At 52.4% G+C, this 20,543-nt stretch carries 18 protein-coding genes, 2 tRNA genes and 1 other annotated feature; of the genes, 2 read left to right on the top strand and 18 right to left on the bottom strand.

What is annotated here, in order from left to right:
- The first annotated feature begins 145 nt into the window (after positions 1 to 145).
- Complete coding sequence (locus tag E6C60_RS07690) at positions 146 to 445, top strand: site-specific integrase (protein ID WP_233281175.1); 300 nt, start codon at positions 146 to 148, stop codon at positions 443 to 445.
- 125 nt (positions 446 to 570) lie between these two features.
- Here the strand turns inward: E6C60_RS07690 and E6C60_RS07685 are convergent.
- From E6C60_RS07685 to lspA, 16 genes are all read right to left on the bottom strand, one after another.
- Positions 571 to 644, bottom strand: a tRNA-Ile gene (locus tag E6C60_RS07685).
- A 45-nt stretch (positions 645 to 689) separates the two neighbouring features.
- Positions 690 to 766 (bottom strand) — tRNA-Met (locus tag E6C60_RS07680).
- A gap of 116 nt (positions 767 to 882) precedes the next feature.
- Positions 883 to 1,047 (bottom strand): hypothetical protein, encoded by a 165-nt coding sequence (locus E6C60_RS20895; protein ID WP_175415243.1) that lies wholly within the window; start codon positions 1,045 to 1,047, stop codon positions 883 to 885.
- Between the two features lie 81 nt (positions 1,048 to 1,128).
- Positions 1,129 to 1,842 carry a TetR/AcrR family transcriptional regulator gene (locus E6C60_RS07675; protein WP_138225324.1) on the bottom strand — a complete coding sequence of 238 codons (714 nt, stop codon included), beginning with the start codon at positions 1,840 to 1,842 and terminating at the stop codon, positions 1,129 to 1,131.
- A complete protein-coding gene (locus E6C60_RS07670) occupies positions 1,843 to 2,643 on the bottom strand; it encodes an ABC transporter permease subunit (protein ID WP_138225323.1) in 801 nt (266 codons plus the stop codon). It lies immediately after the preceding gene.
- Positions 2,640 to 3,557: an ABC transporter ATP-binding protein gene (locus E6C60_RS07665; RefSeq protein WP_138225322.1), complete on the bottom strand. Its 918-nt coding sequence runs from the start codon at positions 3,555 to 3,557 to the stop codon at positions 2,640 to 2,642. The genes E6C60_RS07670 and E6C60_RS07665 overlap by 4 nt, the downstream gene beginning before the upstream one ends.
- 227 nt (positions 3,558 to 3,784) lie before the next feature.
- A complete protein-coding gene (gene pyrE, locus E6C60_RS07660; protein ID WP_138225321.1) occupies positions 3,785 to 4,432 on the bottom strand; it encodes an orotate phosphoribosyltransferase in 648 nt (215 codons plus the stop codon).
- Positions 4,429 to 5,166, bottom strand: a complete 738-nt coding sequence (gene pyrF / locus E6C60_RS07655; RefSeq protein ID WP_138225320.1) for an orotidine-5'-phosphate decarboxylase — start codon at positions 5,164 to 5,166, stop codon at positions 4,429 to 4,431. The genes pyrE and pyrF overlap by 4 nt, the downstream gene beginning before the upstream one ends.
- Before the next feature lie 17 nt (positions 5,167 to 5,183).
- Entirely contained in the window at positions 5,184 to 8,396 is a 3,213-nt protein-coding gene (gene carB, locus E6C60_RS07650) for a carbamoyl-phosphate synthase large subunit (RefSeq protein ID WP_138225319.1), read from the bottom strand.
- Position 8,397: 1 nt separating this feature from the next.
- Positions 8,398 to 9,540 carry a glutamine-hydrolyzing carbamoyl-phosphate synthase small subunit gene (gene carA, locus E6C60_RS07645; RefSeq protein ID WP_138225318.1) on the bottom strand — a complete coding sequence of 381 codons (1,143 nt, stop codon included), beginning with the start codon at positions 9,538 to 9,540 and terminating at the stop codon, positions 8,398 to 8,400.
- Between the two features lie 76 nt (positions 9,541 to 9,616).
- Positions 9,617 to 10,900: a dihydroorotase gene (locus tag E6C60_RS07640; RefSeq protein WP_138225317.1), complete on the bottom strand. Its 1,284-nt coding sequence runs from the start codon at positions 10,898 to 10,900 to the stop codon at positions 9,617 to 9,619.
- Positions 10,901 to 11,012: 112 nt separating this feature from the next.
- Complete coding sequence (locus E6C60_RS07635) at positions 11,013 to 11,924, bottom strand: aspartate carbamoyltransferase catalytic subunit (protein WP_407669154.1); 912 nt, start codon at positions 11,922 to 11,924, stop codon at positions 11,013 to 11,015.
- Positions 11,925 to 11,926: 2 nt separating this feature from the next.
- Positions 11,927 to 12,487: a bifunctional pyr operon transcriptional regulator/uracil phosphoribosyltransferase PyrR gene (pyrR, locus tag E6C60_RS07630; protein ID WP_138225315.1), complete on the bottom strand. Its 561-nt coding sequence runs from the start codon at positions 12,485 to 12,487 to the stop codon at positions 11,927 to 11,929.
- A 251-nt stretch (positions 12,488 to 12,738) separates the two neighbouring features.
- Positions 12,739 to 13,992, bottom strand: a complete 1,254-nt coding sequence (locus E6C60_RS07625; protein WP_138225314.1) for an LL-diaminopimelate aminotransferase — start codon at positions 13,990 to 13,992, stop codon at positions 12,739 to 12,741.
- Between the two features lie 141 nt (positions 13,993 to 14,133).
- A complete protein-coding gene (locus E6C60_RS07620; RefSeq protein ID WP_138225313.1) occupies positions 14,134 to 15,108 on the bottom strand; it encodes an RluA family pseudouridine synthase in 975 nt (324 codons plus the stop codon).
- Positions 15,108 to 15,614 (bottom strand): signal peptidase II, encoded by a 507-nt coding sequence (gene lspA, locus E6C60_RS07615; RefSeq protein WP_138225312.1) that lies wholly within the window; start codon positions 15,612 to 15,614, stop codon positions 15,108 to 15,110. The genes E6C60_RS07620 and lspA overlap by 1 nt, the downstream gene beginning before the upstream one ends.
- A 201-nt stretch (positions 15,615 to 15,815) precedes the next feature.
- Between lspA and E6C60_RS07610 the strand changes: the two genes are divergently transcribed.
- The gene (locus E6C60_RS07610) at positions 15,816 to 16,550 is read left to right on the top strand and encodes a TraR/DksA C4-type zinc finger protein (RefSeq protein ID WP_138225311.1); all 735 of its coding nucleotides are present in this window, start codon (positions 15,816 to 15,818) and stop codon (positions 16,548 to 16,550) included.
- A gap of 19 nt (positions 16,551 to 16,569) precedes the next feature.
- On the opposite strand, the gene E6C60_RS07605 is transcribed toward E6C60_RS07610, so the two are convergent.
- Together E6C60_RS07605 and ileS are read right to left on the bottom strand one after the other, a co-directional pair.
- Complete coding sequence (locus tag E6C60_RS07605) at positions 16,570 to 16,869, bottom strand: DUF5665 domain-containing protein (RefSeq protein ID WP_243895882.1); 300 nt, start codon at positions 16,867 to 16,869, stop codon at positions 16,570 to 16,572.
- 218 nt (positions 16,870 to 17,087) lie between these two features.
- The gene (gene ileS, locus E6C60_RS07600) at positions 17,088 to 20,174 is read right to left on the bottom strand and encodes an isoleucine--tRNA ligase (RefSeq protein ID WP_138225309.1); all 3,087 of its coding nucleotides are present in this window, start codon (positions 20,172 to 20,174) and stop codon (positions 17,088 to 17,090) included.
- 83 nt (positions 20,175 to 20,257) lie between these two features.
- Positions 20,258 to 20,525: a binding site (T-box leader), on the bottom strand.
- Between the last annotated feature and the right edge of the window lie 18 nt (positions 20,526 to 20,543).

Here is a 20,543-nt window from a genome sequence, read left to right as displayed (position 1 = left end):
TATGATACTATTGAGGTTGTACAACCTCATTAGTATCATATACGTATTCTTGGTTTAGGTACAACTTGCCGATGTCTTGCAAATTCAGCAAGGAACTCCCACACGGGATCACCAGTCTGCTCAAACAGAGTTCTGTAGCATTAATATGAGCATCTATTATTGTTATCCGACTGGCGGGCCGATAAAACCAAAACGTATTACTGAAGGAATGGATGTACTCGTTAGAAAGGCCGGTGTTAAAAAAATTCGCTTCCACGACCTCGGTCATACACACGCTTCATTTTTACTGAAAATAGGTATCAACCCTAAAGTAGCTGCCGAACGATTAGGAATGACTCCTGCAATGTTTAAAGAACGGTATTCGCATCTGCTGCCGACAATGCAGGATGAAGCAGTCGATCGAATCGAAGCTGAGCTCAATAAATTTGCCGGAACAAGCAATTAAAATGATCCCGTTAGCAAATCCGTTAGCAAATCAAAAATTCCGATCAAAAGCTACTCATCTACAACCAACCTAACAACCCCCATAAACAGCAAAAAACCCTTGCAGCGCAAGGGTTTTTCAATAAGTGGGCCCTGAGGGACTCGAACCCCCGACCAGTCGGTTATGAGCCGACCGCTCTAACCAACTGAGCTAAGGGCCCTGATCATATACCAAATCCTATAAGTACATTGTCAAGTAAGAACATTGGTTGCGGGGGCAGGATTTGAACCTGCGGCCTTCGGGTTATGAGCCCGACGAGCTACCGAGCTGCTCCACCCCGCGTCAATAAAAAATCAAACAGCGACAATAAATAATATACATGATCTCGCAGCAGCAAGTCAAGTCTGAAATTCTGGAATTCACAGTGTGGCCTCGGGTTATCTTTGCCAGTTATGAATTTAAGGAAGATATCGGACTCCATATTTGCCCTTTCGAGAGCGGTACACTTCAACGGCCCGAGGATCGCCATAGCCAAACAGCCAGGCATCCTGCTCCAACCGCTTGGCGAAGCAGCCTGCCTGGAATTTGGTGGTATACAGCTTGCCATAATAAACCCAGTTCATTGGTATCATCTCCCTTTGAGCATGTCTAACGCAGTGTCGTTAGTATGCCCAAAGAGCCCGATTACATGCTGCTCACCCTGATCATTCTTCAGCTTCACAAGCTTCCATAGATCGTAATTTATCATCCGGAGACTTTACCGCAGAAGCCTCTTTTCTGTCATCCCTATCGGGATCATCAGCGGTACCGGTAAGCTCCGGTTCAGCAGCAGAAGCTGCAGAACTCCGGGAGTCCGGCTCAAGAAAGCCGTAATAAAGAATGCGCATCATTTGCTCCCCCACAGCATTAGGGCTTCCCAATCCTTCATACCAGGGTACTCGTGCAGAGTATTCTTTGATGAAGCTAAGAAAGGCCACGAGAATATGGGGAGAAATATCCTTACGGATCTGCCCTTTTTGCTGACCTTTAAAAATCAGAAGCTGCAGCTCAGGAAGCACCTTTTGTTGATGAAAAGACAGCATTTTGTCCATCTGCTCCGGAAATTTTGTCAGATCCGATACGAATGGCTCACTGACGGCCGGAGAGAAGCGTTCCTGCTCTTGATACAGCCTCGTAAATGCTTCCAGAGGGTCCTTCGCCTCATCCAGCAGCTCCTGAAGCTGAGCCCAGGACTCTGCTATCATTAAATCCACAACCTGATCCAGGAGGCCTTCTTTACTCTGAAAATGATTATATACCGTCATCTTCGACACCGGTACAGCTTCAGCAATCTCCTCCATGCTTGTCTGCATGATGCCTTGGGATAGAAATAGAGACTTGCCGGCCTCCAGCATCGCTTTTCGTTTCGCAGTGGTCATCTACGGAATATCCTTTCTCTGCAGCAGCGCAACACCCACGACCAGCCCGGCAGCATACAGGCCTAACGGCACCAGCCACCCTGCCGCGCCCAGTCCCCCGCCGCTGACGATATCTGTTGCATCCACCAGCTGATACGGAGAGAGCAGTGCGATCAGCTCCATCCATTCGCTACTCCCGGACAGCATATCCAGGAAAAAAGCCAGTACAGCCACCCCGCACGCAATCCCCACAGCCGTCCGATCGGAAGCAAACCACGAGGTCAGCATATACCCAATCCCCATAAAGCACAGCACGAGCAAGTAGCCCGACCACAGCAGCAAAAGCACTTGGTCCCATGAAAGCTCCCCCGATGCCTTGCTGTAAAGAAGCGCCAGCAAAACGCCGCTGCCTGCAATATACACCAGGCTCATATAAATCCAGTGCGCTGCCGCTTTGGACCAGAATATACCCGAACGACGGTATGGAAGCGTGAACAGGTATTCACCTGTGCCGCGATCCTTCTCCTTGGCAATGCTCCCCGCAGCCCAGGCAGCAGCAAATGAAGATAAAATCACGATGAAATATGGAAACACCTGTGTCGCCAAATACCCCTGCAGCGTGCGGAAGCTTTCGACATCCAGACCAAAGGCCTGAACCAATCCCGGCGGCATGCTTCCCAGCAGTCGCTCCATTTCGGGATTATCCACGAATGCATCTGCCTTAGCCAGCAGCAGCAGAATGAAGACGACCGTTACCCCAAGACACGTAAAAAAAGCACGTCGATTCTGCCGCAGCTCATGAGAAACAATGTTCCAGCTCACGCTTCTTCCCCCTCTTCATTACGTGCCCTGTAATCGTCCATGAACAGCTCCTCCAGCGTCGGCCGGCGAATTTCCAGATCCTGCACCGGCAATCCCGACAACGCGGCAAGCAGCGAAGACAGCTTCGGTCCTGATGCCTCCAGCGTATGATATATGCCGTCAAACTGTATTTGAGCATCCAGCTCCTTTAGCGGCAAGGTCTCCCTCTGATCTCCCGGGGTATCAAATTGCACGGAGACTCGGTGTGTACGACCAGAAGACAGCTCTTCAAGCCGATTGACCCGCAGCAGCTGTCCTTCCTTAATAAAAGCAACCCGCTCACAAAGCTTCTCCACCTCAGATAACACATGCGTCGAGAAAAAAATAGTCATGCCCTCCTGACGGTTCAGCTCTGACAGCAATTGAAACAGCTCTCGCTGGATCAGCGGATCCAATCCAGAGGTTGGCTCATCCAGAATAAGCAGCTCGGGCTGATGCAGCAGGGATAGGATGATACCGAGCTTCTTCCGATTACCCAATGAGTAAGATTTCATTTTCAAATCCGGATTCCACTGCAGCCGTTCTGCGTAATTCATGGCTGGTGTATCCTTGAGCCTCCGCCCGTAAGCCCGGGCAGTGAGCTCCAGCGCCTGCTTTCCCGTCATTTGGGGATAGAGCATTACTTCAGACGGCAGATAGCCTATACGCTTGCGCAGCTCCGGCTTTTCTCGATCCTGAGCCTCTCCCAGCACCTGCAGGGATCCGGATGTCGGATGAATCAGCTGCATGAGCATACGGATGGTTGTAGACTTTCCAGCTCCGTTGGGGCCAATAAACCCGAAGATTTCCCCTTGCCGCACCTCCATATTCAGTCCCGTAACCCCGATCCGTTGTCCATATTGCTTGCTGAGGCCTACCGCTTCAATGGCGAGCATAACCACACCTCTTTTATACTTTTATTTCACTTATAGTCTAATTATATGTTAATACAAAGCTATAATTCAATATATTTTATACTTATGATCATAGTAATATAAAAATCACGAGTCATCATTGCCACTCCTCCACCTACATCCACGCAAAAAAAGACCGAAGCTCAAAGCCGCCCCTCAGGCAGCCGTCTTCGGTCTTTGTCATATAGCTCCAGTTAAGTAAAAATGCGCTACTGCTTCTGGCCGTAGGCAGCCGGATTGGCTCTAAAGGATTGCAGCAGCTCCAGATCTTCCTTCTGAATTACACCCTTTTCGAGAGCTACTTCGGTCAACGCCGTGTAGTTAGAAAGACTTTGCAGCGGCACACCCGCTTCCTCAAACGCCTTCTCGGCCTTGTCCAGCTGATAGCTGAAAATCGCCAGGACGCTTTGAACCTGTGCACCGGCCTCCTCTACAGCCTTCGCCGCTTTAATAGAGCTTCCCCCGGTGGAGATTAGATCCTCAATTACGATGGCCTTCTGACCCGGCTTGATCTGTCCTTCGATCAGATTCTCCTTGCCATGGCCCTTGGCCTTATCGCGGATATAGGCCATAGGCAGATTCAGCTTCTGGGCAACCCAGGCAGCATGAGGGATGCCAGCTGTTGCCGTGCCTGCAATGACGTCCGTGTCCGGGAACTGCTCCCGAATGATCGCCGCAAAGCTCTCCGCTATAAAGTCCCGAACTTGTGGATGAGACATGGTCAGCCGGTTATCGCAATAAATCGGAGATTGAATGCCGGATGTCCAGGTGAAGGGCTGATGCGGACGCAGGGCGACAGCTTCGATCTCCAGCAAATACGATGCGATTTGCTGAGGTACTCCGTTCAAGGTATTCATGTCAACATCATCTCCTCTATAATTTGCTCTGCAGCTTCCCTCGGATTCTGTGCAGCTGTAATCGGACGTCCCACCACCAGATAATGGCTGCCGCGGGCAATCGCTTGTCCAGGGGTAAGCACGCGGGACTGATCGCCAATACCGCTGCCGGCAGGACGGATACCTGGGGTCACGGTCTGAAACTGCGGACCGCACGCCGCTGCAATAGCTGTCACTTCGAGAGAAGAAGCTACCACACCGTGAAGGCCTGCCTGCTGCGCCATTTGAGCATAACGAACAACCGCATCCTCTACAGTTCCGGAAACGCCAATCTCCTCATTCATCATCTGCTGACTCGTGCTGGTGAGCTGAGTGACCGCTATGATGGAGGGCATGACAAGGCCCGGGGTTTCCGCAACGGCTGCTTCGGCCCCGTCCTTGGCTGCTTCCATCATCTGCACGCCCCCGGCTGCGTGCACATTAAACATGTCCACACCCAGACGCGTTACGCTATGCGAGCCGCCCTTTACAGTGTTGGGAATATCATGCATCTTCACGTCCAGAAAAACACGGTAACCCCTAGCTTTCAACGCCCGGACAAAATCAGGTCCCGCCGCATAAAAAAGCTGCATACCTACCTTCATATAGCACGGGATGCCTTCCAGCTGACGGATCAAATCAGATGCTTGGGAAGCATCCGGATAATCCAGGGCCACCATCAGGCGGCCCGCCATGGATTCATAACCGGTATTCATGAAATTCCTCCCTCTTTTTACTGTAGAACCGGCATCGCTTCCGAAGTGAAGTTAATTGTCTCCAGCATCGTCAGCAGCTCACGTACAGTATCCAGAGAGGTCATGCATACGACTCCGTTCTCAACCGCTTCACGGCGGATTCGGAATCCGTCACGCTCCGGAGTCTTGCCTTTGGTCAAGGTGTTGAAGACAAAGTTCGCTTCACCCGTTCGGATCATATCCAAAATGTTCGGGGCACCCTCAGACAGCTTGTTGATCGTCGTTACATCCAGCCCTGCTTCCTGCAGCGCCTTCGCAGTACCGCCTGTCGCGAGAATTTTGTAGCCCAGCTTGTGGAAGCCCTTCAGCAGTTCAGTCGCCTCCGCTTTATCCTTGTCGGCAATCGTCGCTACAATGGCTCCTGTGGAAGGAATCTTCATGCCTGCACCGATCAGACCTTTGTAAAGTGCTTTGGCATATTTCACGTCACGGCCCATAACCTCACCCGTGGATTTCATTTCCGGACCCAGGGTTGGCTCAACACGGCGCAGCTTCGCGAAGGAGAATACCGGTACCTTTACCGATACATACTCGCTCTCTGGCCACATGCCTTCCTGATAGCCCAGATCCTTCAGCTTGCTTCCCAGAATCGCCTGGGTTGCGAGATTCGCCATCGGGATTCCCGTCACCTTGCTCAGGAATGGAACCGTCCGGGAAGAACGAGGATTTACCTCAATCACGTACACCTCATCCTTGTAGATGACAAACTGGATGTTGACGAGTCCGTAGGTTTGCAGTTCCTTCGCAATCTTGATCGTAATCTCCGTAATCTTGTCCTTCAGCTGCTGGCTCAGATACTGCGGCGGGTATACAGCGATGGAGTCGCCGGAGTGAACCCCTGCCCGTTCCACATGCTCCATGATACCCGGAATCAGAACGGTCTCTCCGTCACAGATCGCATCCACTTCCACTTCTTTGCCCAGCATGTAGCGGTCAATCAATACCGGATGCTCCGGATTAATCTTCACAGCCTGCTCCATATATCCCAGCAGCTCGCTGTCGGAGTAGACGATTTCCATCGCGCGTCCGCCAAGAACGTAGGACGGTCTTACCAGTACCGGATAGCCCAGCGACTGCGCAGTGCCTACCGCTTCATCCACCGAGGTCACGGTGCTGCCCTGCGGCTGTGCAATGTTCAGACGGGAGAGCAGCGCTTCGAACTTCTTGCGGTTCTCCGCCTCATCAATGCTGGCAAGACTCGTACCCAGAATGTTAACGCCTGCTTTTGCGAGCGGCGCAGCCAGGTTGATCGCCGTTTGACCCCCGAACTGGACAATAACGCCGATTGGCTTCTCCTGCTCGATCACATTCATGACATCCTCGAAGAACAGCGGCTCAAAGTACAGTCTGTCAGATGTACTGAAGTCCGTCGATACGGTCTCCGGGTTGTTGTTAATAATCACCGCTTCATAGCCGGCTTTTTGAATAGCCCATACGGCATGGACGGTCGAGTAGTCGAACTCGATGCCCTGTCCGATACGGATCGGTCCTGATCCCAGCACGACAATCTTCTCTTTGGCAGAGCCGATCACTTCATTTTCGGTTTCATACGTAGAGTAGTAGTACGGCGTGGACGCTTCAAACTCGGCCGCACAGGTGTCTACCATTTTGTATACCGGACGAAGTCCGTGCTCATGACGCAGGAAGCGAATGGACTCTTCCGTTGTGTGGGAGGACGCCCCGCCTTCTGTGCGAAGCTCGGCGATTGCGCGGTCGGTAAAGCCCATGCGCTTGGCTTCGTACAGTGTTTCATAAGTCAGCGATGCTTCGCTGCGGATGTGCTCCTCATACTTGATAATGCCCTCCAGCTTGTCAAGGAACCACCAGTCGATATGGGTAAGGTCCTGAATTTGCTGCAGTCCGTAGCCGCGGCGGAACGCCTCGGCAACCAGGAACATCCGCTCATCATCCGGCTTGATCAGGCGCTGCTGCAGAACTTCCTCGCTCAGAGAAGCAGCCTCCTTCAGATGAATGCGGTGCACGCCGATTTCAAGGGAACGAACCGCTTTGTGCATCGACTCTTCAAACGTCCGGCCAATCGCCATAACCTCGCCGGTGGCCTTCATTTGCGTGCCCAGCTTACGGTTGGCCGAAGTGAACTTGTCGAACGGCCAGCGTGGAATTTTGCTGACGATGTAATCCAGGGTTGGCTCAAAGCAAGCGTAGGTTTGGCCTGTAACCGGATTGACAAGCTCATCCAGCGTGTAGCCCATCGCAATCTTCGCTGCCATTTTGGCAATCGGGTAGCCTGTTGCCTTGGATGCAAGCGCAGAAGAGCGGCTTACCCGCGGATTTACCTCGATAACATAGTATTGATAGCTGTTTGGATCCAGCGCAAACTGCACATTACATCCGCCTTCAATATTGAGGGCACGAATAATTTTCAGGGATGCCGATCTCAGCATCTGGTATTCACGGTCGGACAGCGTCTGGCTCGGTGCCACAACGATACTGTCCCCGGTGTGTACGCCTACAGGGTCAAAGTTCTCCATGTTACAAACGACGATACAGTTATCGTTCGCGTCCCGCATAACCTCGTACTCTACTTCTTTCATGCCGGCGATGCTCTTCTCGACGAGACACTGGTTGATCGGGCTGTAGCGGATGCCGGAGGATACAGTCTCACGCAGCTCCTCCTCATTCGCACAAATACCGCCGCCGGTGCCGCCCAGGGTGTATGCCGGACGCACAATCAGCGGGTAGCCGATTTCATCGGCGAAATCCAGCGCTTCCTGCAGAGTAGTTACGATCGTGCTCTCTGGAACCGGCTGCTCCAGCTCATGCATAAGTGCACGGAACAGATCACGGTCCTCCGCCTTCTCAATAGAGTTCAGCTGGGTTCCGAGCAGCTTCACGTTCTCCTGCTCCAGAATGCCGGCACGAGCAAGCTCTACCGCCATGTTCAGGCCCGTCTGGCCGCCAAGCGTCGGAAGCAGTCCATCCGGACGCTCCTGGCGGATAATCTGTGTTACAAAATCCAGCGTAATGGGCTCAATGTATACTTTGTCAGCCATATTGGTATCGGTCATGATGGTGGCCGGGTTGCTGTTAATCAGGACAACCTCGACGCCTTCTTCCTTCAAGGCCTCGCAAGCCTGGGTACCGGCATAGTCAAATTCTGCAGCCTGACCGATAACGATCGGGCCAGAGCCGATAACCAGAATTTTTTTGAGTTGTTCGTTTTTAGGCATATTAGCGAGCTCCTTTCACGGCTGCAGCGAGTTCCGCCTGGCGCGGCTTGCGAATTTCATTGGTTTTATGCTGACGAATCATTTCCAGGAAATCATCGAAGAGGTAGCTGCTGTCATGAGGACCTGGCGCAGCTTCCGGATGATACTGTACGGAGAATGCCGGATACTTCTTATGCTTCAGGCCTTCTACGGTTTTGTCATTGTTGTTGATATGAGTTACTTCAAGATCAGTGCTTGCCACAGAATCCTCTTTCACTGTGTAGCCATGGTTCTGCGAAGTGATGTAGCAGCGGTCTGTCGCCAGTTCTTTCACCGGATGGTTGCCGCCGCGATGGCCGAACTTCAGCTTCTCGGTGTCTGCACCGGAAGCCAGCGCGAATAGCTGGTGACCCAGGCAGATGCCGAAGATCGGGTATTCTCCGAGCAATTCCTTAATCATATCCACGGCATATGGAACATCTTTCGGGTCCCCAGGACCGTTGGACAGCTGGATGCCGTCCGGATGAAGGCGGCGGATTTCATCAGCCGTGGTATCATGCGGAACCACGATCACGTCACAGCCGCGGGCAGTCAGCTCACGCAGAATGCCGCTTTTTGCGCCGAAGTCAACCAGAACGATCCGTTCTTTTTGACCCGGGCTGGTGAACATTTGCGGAGTTGAAGTACGCGCAACCTGGTTGCGCAGCTGTGGAATCGACGTGTCTGCCATCATCTCCATCAGCTCTTCGACTGATTTGCTTGACGTGGTCAGAATTCCCTTCATCGTACCATGGTGGCGGATAATTCGGGTCAGCATACGGGTGTCAATGCCGCTGATGCCGGGGATACCATACTCTTTAAGCAGGCTGTCCACGCTGTATTCTGCACGCCAGTTGCTTGGAACAGGCTCATGCCGGCGGACGACAAAGCCGTGTACAAAAGGACGGATGCTTTCAAAGTCATCCCGTGTAATCCCGTAGTTGCCAATCAAAGGATACGTCATGGTCACGATCTGACCGCAGTAGGACGGGTCGGAAAGCACCTCCTGATATCCGGTAATCCCTGTGTTAAATACGACTTCGCCAGTCATTTCAGCATCTGCGCCGAAGGATTTGCCGTTGAACAGCGTTCCATCCTCCAGTAACAATCTAGCCTGTGCCTGCATTCCATTCACTCCTGTCATCTATATGTTAAATAATTTATAATGTCAAACGCCTAAATGTGACTGAGCTGGACTCTTTTTATGAGTATTTCAGCTCTCCATCCACCCAAGTCATTACCGGCCAGCCCTTGAGCTTCCAGCCTGTAAACGGGGTGTTGCGGCCCTTGGTTGCAAAGGCTGCAGGGTCAACCGCCTGCTCCAGATCCAGATCAATCATCGTGATGTCTGCAGGTGCCCCCGGCTTCAGCACTCCGCTGTTCAAGCCGAATACGCGTGCAGGATCACTGGTCATTCGCTGAATGAGAAACTCCAGGGTCCATTGACCGGTTTCGACGAACTTGGTGTACAGCAGCGGAAACGCGGTTTCAAACCCGACGATTCCAAATGGAGCCAGCTCCATCCCTTTCGCCTTCTCCTCTTCACTATGAGGAGCATGGTCGGTCACAATCATGTCAATGGTACCGTCCAGCAGGCCCTCAATGCATGCCTGTACATCCCGCGGCGATCTCAGCGGCGGGTTCATCTTCCAGTTGGCGTCCAGCCCGGGAATGTCCTCATCGGACAACACCAGATGATGCGGACATACCTCTGCGGTTACCTTGATTCCAATAGCCTTGGCCTGGCGGATCAGGCGAACCGACTGCTCTGTGCTGACATGGCACACATGGTAGTGTACTCCTGTCGCTTCTGCGAGCAAAATATCACGGCCGACATGAATCGCTTCCGATTCGTTCGGAATTCCTTTCAGTCCGTGGCGCTCTGCAAAAGCCCCTTCGGTCACACATGCACCCTTGACGAGCGAGTCGTCTTCGCAGTGTGCGATAACCGGCATGCCCAGAGACACCGCCTTTTTCATCGCGTTCTTCATCATCTGTGCGTTCTGCACACCCACGCCGTCATCCGTAAAGCCGATCGCTCCCGCTTCCTTCAACGCTTCAAAATCGGTAAGCTCCCGGCCCAGCTCGTTGACTGTAATGGCGGCGTAAGGCAGCACCTTGGCAAGCCCAGCTTGCTTCGCCTTCTCCAGAATGAGGGATACCGTCTCCGCCGTATCCGTAACCGGCTTGGTGTTCGGCATGCAGGCAATTGTCGTAAAGCCGCCTTTCACAGCGGAACGACTGCCGCTTTCAATCGTTTCCTTATGCTCAAAGCCCGGCTCTCTCAAGTGAACATGCATATCAATGAATCCCGGGGCTACCAGCCTTCCTGCTGCATCCACGATTTCAGCCTGCTCACCCTGCTGGGGAAGCTCTTGATCGCCGTTCATCATGGCTTGAATTTGTCCGTTCTCGATTACAATGTGCTGGAGCTGAAGCTGTCCCTCTTCGTTGATCACCTTGGCGTTCTTAATTATTTGTAGCACGTTTAGGTTCCCCTCCGCTGGAGAAGCGCGACCGCTTCTTGTATATTGTATAATAATAATTCAGTTTTGTGTATATTTATTAATTTTGTCCCTGAAAAAAATATTCCTGCTGCTAATCCCTCATCGCCCGTTCCATGACCGCCATGCGTACTGGCACGCCGTGTGCCATCTGTCTGAAGATGTAAGAGCGGTCACATTCAACAACGGCATCGTCGATTTCCACGTTCCGGTTAACTGGAGCCGGATGCATAATAATGGTATGTCCCAATAAGGAGGCTGCCCGTTCCTCGGTTAGACCGTATTGCTCGCGGTATTCCTCACTGGACTGAAACAATCCGCCGCTATGCCGCTCCAGCTGCACTCGCAGCATCATGACGACATCCGCCTTCAAGGCTTCTTCCATACTTACATAAGGAGCATGCTCGGCAAGCTCCGGAGCCGACATCACGGACGGGGCGCAGAACTGCACCTTCGCTCCGAGCTTCTGTAGTGCCCAGAGATTGGATCTGGCGACCCGGCTATGCTTAATATCTCCGATAATGGACACCGTCAAGCCCTGCAGCTCGCCAAACACTTTGCGCATCGTGTATAAATCCAGCAGCGCCTGCGTCGGATGCTCGTTGTTTCCGTCTCCCGCATTAATCAGTGGAATCCTCACTCGCTGCGCCAGCTCCTGCAGCACGCCGGACGGCTTCAGTCTGACCACACCTGCATCCACGCCCATGGACTCCAGCGTGCGTACTGTATCGTAAATGGATTCACCCTTCTCGACACTGGAGGCCGCTGCGGTGAAGTTCATCACCTGAACACCCAGCCTCTTCTGCGCCATTTCAAAAGAAAATCTCGTTCTTGTACTGTTCTCAAAAAACATGTTGACAGCAAACTTTTTGTTCAGAATCGGCACCAGCTTCTCGCTTTGCTGCTCCCAATATGAGGCCCGGTCAAGAATCGCCAGAATGTCCTCGCGGCTCAGATGCTTTAATCCCAGCAGGCTGCGCTCCTGGATCGCGGTTGCGGTACTCATCATTATCGTTCCTCTCTCTGTGAGATGGTGACCTCGTCCTTGCCGTCATACTCCTGAAGCGCTGCCGTAATTTCTTCGTGCTTGGAGGTCGGCACATTCTTGCCGATGTAGTCCGGCCGGATCGGCAGCTCGCGGTGACCGCGATCTGCAAGAACAGCCAATTGAATCATCCGCGGCCGCCCGCAGTCCATCAGCGCGTCCAGCGCGGCCCGGATCGTGCGGCCGGTATAGAGCACGTCATCGAACAGAATGACTTTTTTGTCGTGGACATTAATCTTCTCTTCCGATGATGACATCAGCACTTCCTCACACGGCTTCGGTGTCGTTCCGTCCCGGTCATCCCGATAAGAGGTTACATCAATCTCACCCCAAGGTATCGGCGTACCTTCAATCTCTTCAATTCGTTCTGCAATCCGCTTGGCCAAAAATACACCTCGGGTCCGAATACCGATCAGAACGCAGTCTTCAATGCCCTTGTTCTTCTCCAGGATCTCATGCGCAATTCTTGTCAGGGCGCGGCGGATTGCCGTTTCATCCATAATCACATGCTGCTCACTGCTCATGGGTTACCCTCCTTCTAGCTTGATTAGCGCCTGGTGTCAGTGTCCGCGGATACAAAAAACTCCTTGCCGCAAAGGCAAGGAGTATATGATATACACGTAGAGATTCCGATAAGTCTCTTGTTGTCCGCAGACAAATAGAGCTTACCCTGTAATGAACCTCGGTTCACGTTACCTTGCCAGCCTCACGGGACTGATTTAAAGGTGCTATTCGATTACTTGAAGTATGACAGGTCTCACAAGGAATGTCAATGTTAAAATTCAAACTCCACATCACTCAGACGCTTCTGGATTTCCTCAATGACCCGCTTCTCATCTTCAATGCCGTTCGCAATGAAGGTCACGGAGAAACGCACGAAGCTTCCAGCATCATCCCAAGGCACCGTGGAGATCAGCTTCTCGCGAATCAGGTACTGGGAGAAATCCTCACCGGAGGCAAAGCGGGCGCCGCCCTTGATGCCTTTCGGTGCTTCAACATACAGGAAGAAGGAGCCCTTCGGCTTCTCCGCCTTGAACCCAAGCCCATTCAAAGCATCTACCAGCATATTGTGGCGGCGGGAATATTTCTCGGCGATTTTCTCGGTAATCTCCGGATGGTCCAGCCCCCACGCTGCCGCCTTTTGAATGGCGATAAATTGCCCTGAATCGTTGTTATCCTTCACATCACCAAAAGCCTTCACAATAAGCGGGTTCCCAGCGACGAATCCGATCCGCCAGCCGGTCATGTTGTAGGATTTGGACAGGGAGTGAAGCTCGATCCCTACATCCTTCGCTCCCGGAACAGACAGAAAGCTCAGTGGCTTCAAGCCGTCATAGGTCAGTGCTGCGTAAGGTGCGTCATGAACGACAACGACATTGAACTTACGGGCCCACGCCACTACCTCTGTGAAGAACTCAACGGTAGCGCTGGCACCGGTTGGGTTATTGGGATAGTTCAGGTACAGCAGCTTCGCGCGCTTCGCAATCTCTTCAGGAATTGCAGTCAGGTCCGGAAGGAAGCCGTTCTCCTTCTTCAGCTCTACCGTGTAAACCTCTCCGCCCAAGTACTTCGTATGTGTTCCGAGTACCGGATAGCCCGGCACCGTCATAATTGTGACATCGCCCGGATTAATAAAAGCTGAAGGAAGCATCGCCAGAGCGGGCTTGGAGCCGATGGAGTGCAGCACCTCGGTCTCCGCATCCAATCCTTCCACATTAAACACTCGGCTCAGGTAACGAACGGCAGCTTCTTTGAATTCAGGAATCCCGTTGTCGGCATACCCCCGGTTCTCTGGCTTCGCCGCTTCTTCAGCCAGCTTGCTGATAATGCCGCGGTCTGCCATCTCATCCGGCTCACCAACGCCCATATCGATCAGTTCTACGTCCGGGAAAGCTTTTTTGGCGGCTGCCTTGGCACGCTTGATCTTCTCGAATTTATAGATGGATGTGTCTTTTCCGTAATTTGCTCCGCCAATGCGGTCAGCGAAGTTATTCTGGATATATGTTTCCTGATATTGTTCAATATTCATAATTTGCATTCATCTCCTAGATTATCATTTGTTCCATTCCTTCATATTGAAGCAAAACCGCAGAATGAGCCATGTATAAATCATCAAATGATTTGTACTTTTGCGGACAAGAAAATAAAGGCATTACGCAGAAAAAAACTGCTAGCGGCTCCGGAGTGCCGTTAACAGTTCTTCCATATCACGGGGCAGCGGAGCCGTAAACTCCATATATTGCCCTGATCGGGGATGCAGGAAGCCAAGCACCGCAGCATGCAGAGCCTGTCCGTTCATCTTAATGCCCTTGCTTCGCCCGTATACGGGATCACCGACCAATGGATGTCCGATATATTTCATATGCACACGAATCTGATGTGTCCGGCCCGTTTCGAGCTTGAGCTCCACCAGATTGTAGTCACCAAGCCGCTCCACCACAGAGAAGTGGGTTACAGCATGCTTGCTGTTCTTATCTGTAACTACATACAGCTTCCGGTCTTGCGAATCTCTGCCAATCGGAGCATCAATCGTGCCCTGATCATGGCTGATATTGCCGTGGACTACAGCAAGATAGCGCCGGGTCACACTGTGCTCCTTCAGCTGTGCAGCCAGTGAAGCATGTGCCTGATCATTCTTCGCCGCCATAATGAGGCCGGAGGTGTCCTTGTCAATACGGTGAACAATTCCGGGTCTCAGCTCTCCATTGATGCCTGATAAATCCTGACAGTGATACATCAGGGCATTGACCAATGTGCCCGACGGATGTCCCGCTGCCGGGTGCACAACCATGCCGCGCGGCTTGTTCACCACGATGACATCTGAATCCTCATAGCTGACCTCCAGCTTGATATTCTCCGGCACAATTTCAACCGGCTGCACCTCAGGCACCGTAAGCACCACATGATCGTCTGCTGCCAGCTTATAGTTGGATTTCACCGGCTTGCCGTTGACGAGTATATGGGCATCCGTAATCCACAGCTGAATTTGTGAACGAGATGCCGTGCCTGTCAGCTCCTCGGCAAGAAATTTATCTAATCGCAGCTTGGCCTGCTTCTCCGACATCTGCCACTCCTGCACGCGCTCCTCCAGCTCATCAGCGGGCTGTCTGCTCTCATCTGTAATATATTGGTTATGCTCCATCATTAGGATTGTCCTTCTTGATTTGTGCTCGAAGAAGACGATTGCTGGGCTTCCTGCTCCCGCTTGCCCTCCATAAATGTATCGAGGAGAATCAGCCCTACACCGATTACAATACAGGAGTCCGCAATGTTAAAGATTGGGAAGGTGTATGATCCGAAATTGAATTGAAGGAAATCAACAACCTCACCCATAACAAGCCGGTCGATAAAATTGCCAAGCGCACCGCCCAGCACCAAAGAAAGAGCTACGGGCAGCAGCCTGCGCCCTTCGGATTTCACTTTTTGCATATACCAGATAATTCCGATCACAACCAGCGAGGTAACCACGATAAAGAACCACAGCTGATTCTGCAAAATACCAAACGCAGCGCCGCGATTTCGGCTGGACGTAATTAAGAAAAAGTCGCCAATGACGGGAATTTGCTCTCCCAGCGCCAGACGGCTAGCGATCAAATATTTCGTTCCCTGATCGATAAGGAACACAATTAAGGCAATCAAATAATACATCACAGCAGCTTGTCACTCCGATCTTCTCTCGTCACTCTAAAACTCTGCCTTCACCGGGCAGAACTCGTCTTATTGTAGCACAGCGTATTTGAAACCGTCCATTCCTGCCCAAGTAAACGTACATTTTCCGCCTGTAAAAACCTCGCTCTCCGTGCAACCTATAAGCAAATACACCGCCTTAGGGCTTGAAGGGAGAGTGTAGCTATGCCGCATCTCAGCAATGCCCAGCTTCAGGAGCTTCGCAGCCAGCTTCTAGAACGCAAGCAAGAGCTGGAGCGATTGAACGCCAGCCATAATCATGGTCTTAGCATTTCGGAAAGGGATACTACCGGAGAGCTGTCCCATATCGATAACCATCCCGGGGATTTGGCTACAGAGCTCTATGAGCGTGAAAAGGACCTTGGCCTTCAAGATCGTGCCGAGCTGGAGCTCGAGCGCGTCATGACTTCCCTTGAGCACATGGAGGACGGCACATACGGGATCTGTGTCATTTGCAGGCAGCCGATTCCGTTTCAGCGTCTGCAGGCCGTTCCAGACACCCAGTATTGCAAAGAAGATTCTCCCCGCGATATGCCATCACAGCGCCGTCCAGTCGAAGAGCAGGTGCTTTATCCGCCTTTTGGAAGATCCAGTCTCGATGAGCACGAATACTCCGGATTTGACGGTGAGGATACACTGCAAACTCTCGAGAGTATGGGCAGCTCCAATACACCGGCGATGGCAGAAGATCGCGAGGTGCACAGCTATAACGATATGGATTATGAAGAAAATGATGATCTTGGCGGATTTGTCGAGCTCTACGAGAACTTTGTTGCGACCAATATAGACGGCACCGAAACCTTTGTGGTACGCGGACCTCATTACGACAGCTATATAGAACAAGGTGAAGGAAGCTACCTGCTGGATCCCGGCAGCCGGGAAGACGCTGACTATGAATGACAAGCCTGTCCTGCCTGCTCTATCGCAGCTCCAGCTGGCGCTGAACAATCTGTACAATATCTGCTATATAATCCCCGACAATTGGAAGATTTAAGGCACCCAGTGCCTGAAGCAGATAAATAATCGTCGCCGCAAAAAAAGTAAATCCAATCGCAATCCCGATTCCCCGGGCTGTACCGGCAAGCAGGTTTAAGCCTACCAGCTTCCAGGGGCGGTGCAGCAGCTGCGTATATTCCTGAATCCGGGATTTCTCCAGCTGCTGCGCCATGCTTACGGTCAGCTGGTACATCCGGCTGACCTTTTCTTCTTCCGTGTTCAGGGACGCCTCATGCGCCGGAGCTGCACCGGTTTCTGTCCTTTCCGCCACGACCTGTTCCCCCTTGTTGCTTTCATATCCTACCTATTATGTGACAGGAGCCGCATTGGCATTCTTCAAGGCTTCTTCCACCAAAAAAAGAGCTGTTCTGCAGCCGGAGATATCTCGTCTCCGGCTGTCAAGAACAGCTCCTTCATTAGGGTGATCACCTTCACCAGCAGTTAGGCCATGTGAATGCCTACGCTTTTACCGCCGAGCTCTACCCGCTCCATCTCGGCTTCAGTACCAAAGGACACGCCCGTAACAAGGACATTTTCCTGCAATACGTCCTGGAATGCCGTAATGGCAGCCTGCAGCACCGGATCGCATTCCAGCGTCAGCTTCACACGCTTCTCAATGGGCAGATCAAGCTTCTTGCGTGTATCCTGAATTGCACGCACAACCTCACGCACCCAGCCCTCCTGCTCCAGCTCTGGCGTAATATCGGTGTTGAGCGCTACCGTCAGGCCATAGCCGGAAGCAGATGCAAAGCCTTCCTTCGCCTGCTTCTCCACCAGCAGCTCCTCTGCAGTCAGATTCAGCTCCTGCCCATCCGGTGACGTCACGTTCACTCCGCCGTTCTGCACAACGGTCCGCGTTTCGTCCGGATTCATTCCTTTCAGGAAGCCCTGCAGAAAGCCGACATTCTTGCCATACTTCTTGCCGGCAGCCTTGAGGTTCAGCTTCAGCGTGAAATCAACAAAGCCGCTGTCGCTGTTTTCAACCACAATGCTCTTCACATTGATCTCGTCCTTAATGATGGCCTCGTAATCCGCCAGATGGAACTCGCGGTCCATGGAAATGATCAGCTCCGAGAGAGGCTGACGCGTCTTGATTGCCGTCTCGTTACGCACATTCCGGGCTAATTCTACGATTTGGCGAGCCGATTCCATATCCTGCTCCAGCGTCTTGTCAATCATAGACTCATCGGCTGCAGGGAAGTCGGCCAGATGGACACTTTCGCCGCCGCCCAGGTTCACGAAGATATCCTCGGCAAGCATTGGCGTAAACGGCGCCATGACTTTGGACAAGGTTACAAGAACATAAGTCAGGGTGCCGTAAGCAGCCAGCTTATCCTCACCCAGGCCGCTGCCCCAGAAACGATCGCGCGAACGACGGATATACCAGTTACTCAGCTCATCCACATAAGCCTCAATCGCTTTGGCAGCATTCAGGAAGTCATTGACCGCCAAGCCTTTATCCACGGTTTGGATCAGGCTGTTCAACCGGGACAGAATCCATCGGTCCAGCTTGTGGTCCGAGCCCTTGAACTCATGCTCTGCCGGGTTATATCCATCGATGCCTGCATACAAGGTCAGGAATGCATGTGTATTCACCAGTGTATCAATGACCTTGGACTTGGCTTCACCGACGATGCCTCTGGAGAACCGCTTGCTGTTCCAAGGTGCACTGTCGGCTAGCAGTGCCCAGCGGAAAGCGTCCGTACCGTATTCGTCAATGATCTCCCATGGGTCAATGACATTTCCTTTGGATTTGGACATTTTCTGTCCGTTCTCATCCAGGATATGCCCGGTCGCCATCACCGCCTTGTACGGGGCTTTGCCCGTGAACAGCGTGGATACCGCCAGCAGGCTGTAGAACCAGCCACGAGTCTGATCAATCCCTTCGCAGATCATGTCTGCCGGGTACTGATTCTGGAACAGGCTGTCTTCCTTGAACGGATAATGATATTGGGCAAACGGCATGGAGCCGGAATCAAACCAGACATCAATAACCTCTGACGTACGCTCCATCACTTCTTCACAGTGAGGACACTTTACCTTGACCGCATCCACGTAAGGCTTGTGCAGCTCCAGATCCTCCGGCACGTCTCCAACGGCTTGCTCTCGAAGCTCGGAGAGACTATGAGGAACGAACTGATGCTTGCCGGACGGGCAAACCCATACATTCAGCGGAGTTCCCCAGTAACGGTTCCGGCTGATGTTCCAGTCCACCAGATCCTCCAGAAATTTACCAAAGCGTCCGTCACGCACATGACCAGGGTACCAGGTTACTGAATTGTTGTTCTCAATCAGCTGATCCTTGACTGCGGTGGTCTCGATAAACCAGCTTTCCATCGCATAGTACAATAGCGGAGATTTACAGCGCCAGCAGAACGGATAGCTGTGCTCGTACTTTTCCTTGCTGTAGAGCAGGCCCTGCTCGGACAGAGCTTTTACAATGTCAAGATCGCAGTCCTTCACGAAACGGCCCGCGAAATCCGTCACCTCTTCGGTGTAACGGCCCTGCGCATTGACCACGTTAACAAAGCTGATACCATGCTCCCGACAAGTACGGTAATCATCCTCCCCGTGCGCCGGTGCCATATGCACAATACCGGTTCCGCTTGCATCCGTCACGAAGGAGGCGCCTACGATGATATTGCCTTTTTCCGGCTTGACGTACGTAAATGGAGGGGTATAGCTCTTGCCCACCAGCTCAGACCCTTTCACGGTCGAGAGCACCGTGTAATCGCCCTTCATCACTGCTTCCACCAAATTCTTCGCAACGATGTAAATACCGTCTTCCTGCTCGACACGGGCATAATCCATATCCGGGTTCACGGCCAGGGCAACGTGGGAAGGCAGTGTCCAAGGCGTCGTCGTCCAGGCCAGCACATATTCGCCGCTGTCCTGAAGCTTGAACTTCGCAGTCGCGCTGAGGTCCTTCACATCCTCGTATCCTTGTGCGACTTCGTGAGAGCTTAGAGTCGTCTGGCAGTCCGGACAATACGGGCTGACCCGGTGTCCCCGGTACAAGAGGCCCTTGTCATGAATGGTAGCCAGGATGTTCCATACACTCTCAATGTATTCATTCTGCAGGGTGATGTAAGGATCGTCGAGATCCGTCCAGTATCCGATCGCTTCGGTCAGCTCCCGCCATTTGTGCTCATATTCAAACACGCTTGCCTTACATTTCTTGATGAAATCCTCGACGCCGTAATTCTCGATTTCATGCTTGCCGGAAATTCCCAGCTGCTTCTGAACCCCTAGCTCCACCGGCAGGCCATGCGTATCCCAGCCCGCTTTGCGGATCACCTTGTAGCCCTTCATCGTTTGATAGCGGCCGACAAAATCCTTGATGACCCGGCCCAGCACATGCCCGATATGGGGGGCTCCGTTGGCCGTCGGAGGACCTTCATAGAAGACGTAATGCGGCTTGCCTTCACGGTTCGTGATGGATTTCTTGAAGATGTCTTCCTTATTCCATTTCTCCAGAATCCGGAGCTCCCGGCTCCTCGCTCTTTCCTTCACATCCACTTTGTTCATACGTGTCGTTCTTCCTTTCCTTGTGCAGGTTAAATTTCCATGTTTATTCCAGCAGAAATCCACAAAAAGAGGCCCCCGCCCCTGTAAGGGACGAGAACCTTTCGCTCGCGTGACCACCCTAATTCCGTAGCTGCATTGACTGCACAACGGCACCTTAAGTCCATGCTCAAGGGCATGGTACCGATGTAACGTTCGGTCATACGGCTGCTGCCTACCCACAAGCTCTTACACTGCTTCGGCACAGCTTCTCCGGGAGGATCTTCCTTTAAGGTCTGAACATTGGCTTTCAGCGCGCGGCCAACTCTCTGGAGATCAGATGTCCCAAAGTACTTATCCCATCAACGAATTCACACTATACATTCCTAGTTA

Source organism: Paenibacillus algicola (assembly GCF_005577435.1).
GTDB classification, from domain to species: Bacteria; Bacillota; Bacilli; order Paenibacillales; family Paenibacillaceae; genus Paenibacillus_AQ; species Paenibacillus_AQ algicola.
Note: the sequence above shows the minus strand (reverse complement) of the source record. Positions and strands in the feature narration are given on the sequence as shown.

Coding starts and splice junctions, on each gene's coding strand:
- pyrR (WP_138225315.1), bottom strand. CDS start 12,487: ATGAGCAGTGAGCAGCATGTGATTATGGATGAAACGGCAATCCGCCGC.
- E6C60_RS07690 (WP_233281175.1), top strand. CDS start 146: ATGAGCATCTATTATTGTTATCCGACTGGCGGGCCGATAAAACCAAAA.
- pyrE (WP_138225321.1), bottom strand. CDS start 4,432: ATGAATACCTTGAACGGAGTACCTCAGCAAATCGCATCGTATTTGCTG.
- E6C60_RS07665 (WP_138225322.1), bottom strand. CDS start 3,557: ATGCTCGCCATTGAAGCGGTAGGCCTCAGCAAGCAATATGGACAACGG.
- carA (WP_138225318.1), bottom strand. CDS start 9,540: ATGCAGGCACAGGCTAGATTGTTACTGGAGGATGGAACGCTGTTCAAC.
- E6C60_RS07620 (WP_138225313.1), bottom strand. CDS start 15,108: ATGATGGAGCATAACCAATATATTACAGATGAGAGCAGACAGCCCGCT.
- carB (WP_138225319.1), bottom strand. CDS start 8,396: ATGCCTAAAAACGAACAACTCAAAAAAATTCTGGTTATCGGCTCTGGC.
- ileS (WP_138225309.1), bottom strand. CDS start 20,174: ATGAACAAAGTGGATGTGAAGGAAAGAGCGAGGAGCCGGGAGCTCCGG.
- pyrF (WP_138225320.1), bottom strand. CDS start 5,166: ATGAATACCGGTTATGAATCCATGGCGGGCCGCCTGATGGTGGCCCTG.
- E6C60_RS07635 (WP_407669154.1), bottom strand. CDS start 11,924: ATGAGTACCGCAACCGCGATCCAGGAGCGCAGCCTGCTGGGATTAAAG.
- E6C60_RS20895 (WP_175415243.1), bottom strand. CDS start 1,047: ATGAACTGGGTTTATTATGGCAAGCTGTATACCACCAAATTCCAGGCA.
- E6C60_RS07625 (WP_138225314.1), bottom strand. CDS start 13,992: ATGAATATTGAACAATATCAGGAAACATATATCCAGAATAACTTCGCT.
- E6C60_RS07675 (WP_138225324.1), bottom strand. CDS start 1,842: ATGACCACTGCGAAACGAAAAGCGATGCTGGAGGCCGGCAAGTCTCTA.
- E6C60_RS07610 (WP_138225311.1), top strand. CDS start 15,816: ATGCCGCATCTCAGCAATGCCCAGCTTCAGGAGCTTCGCAGCCAGCTT.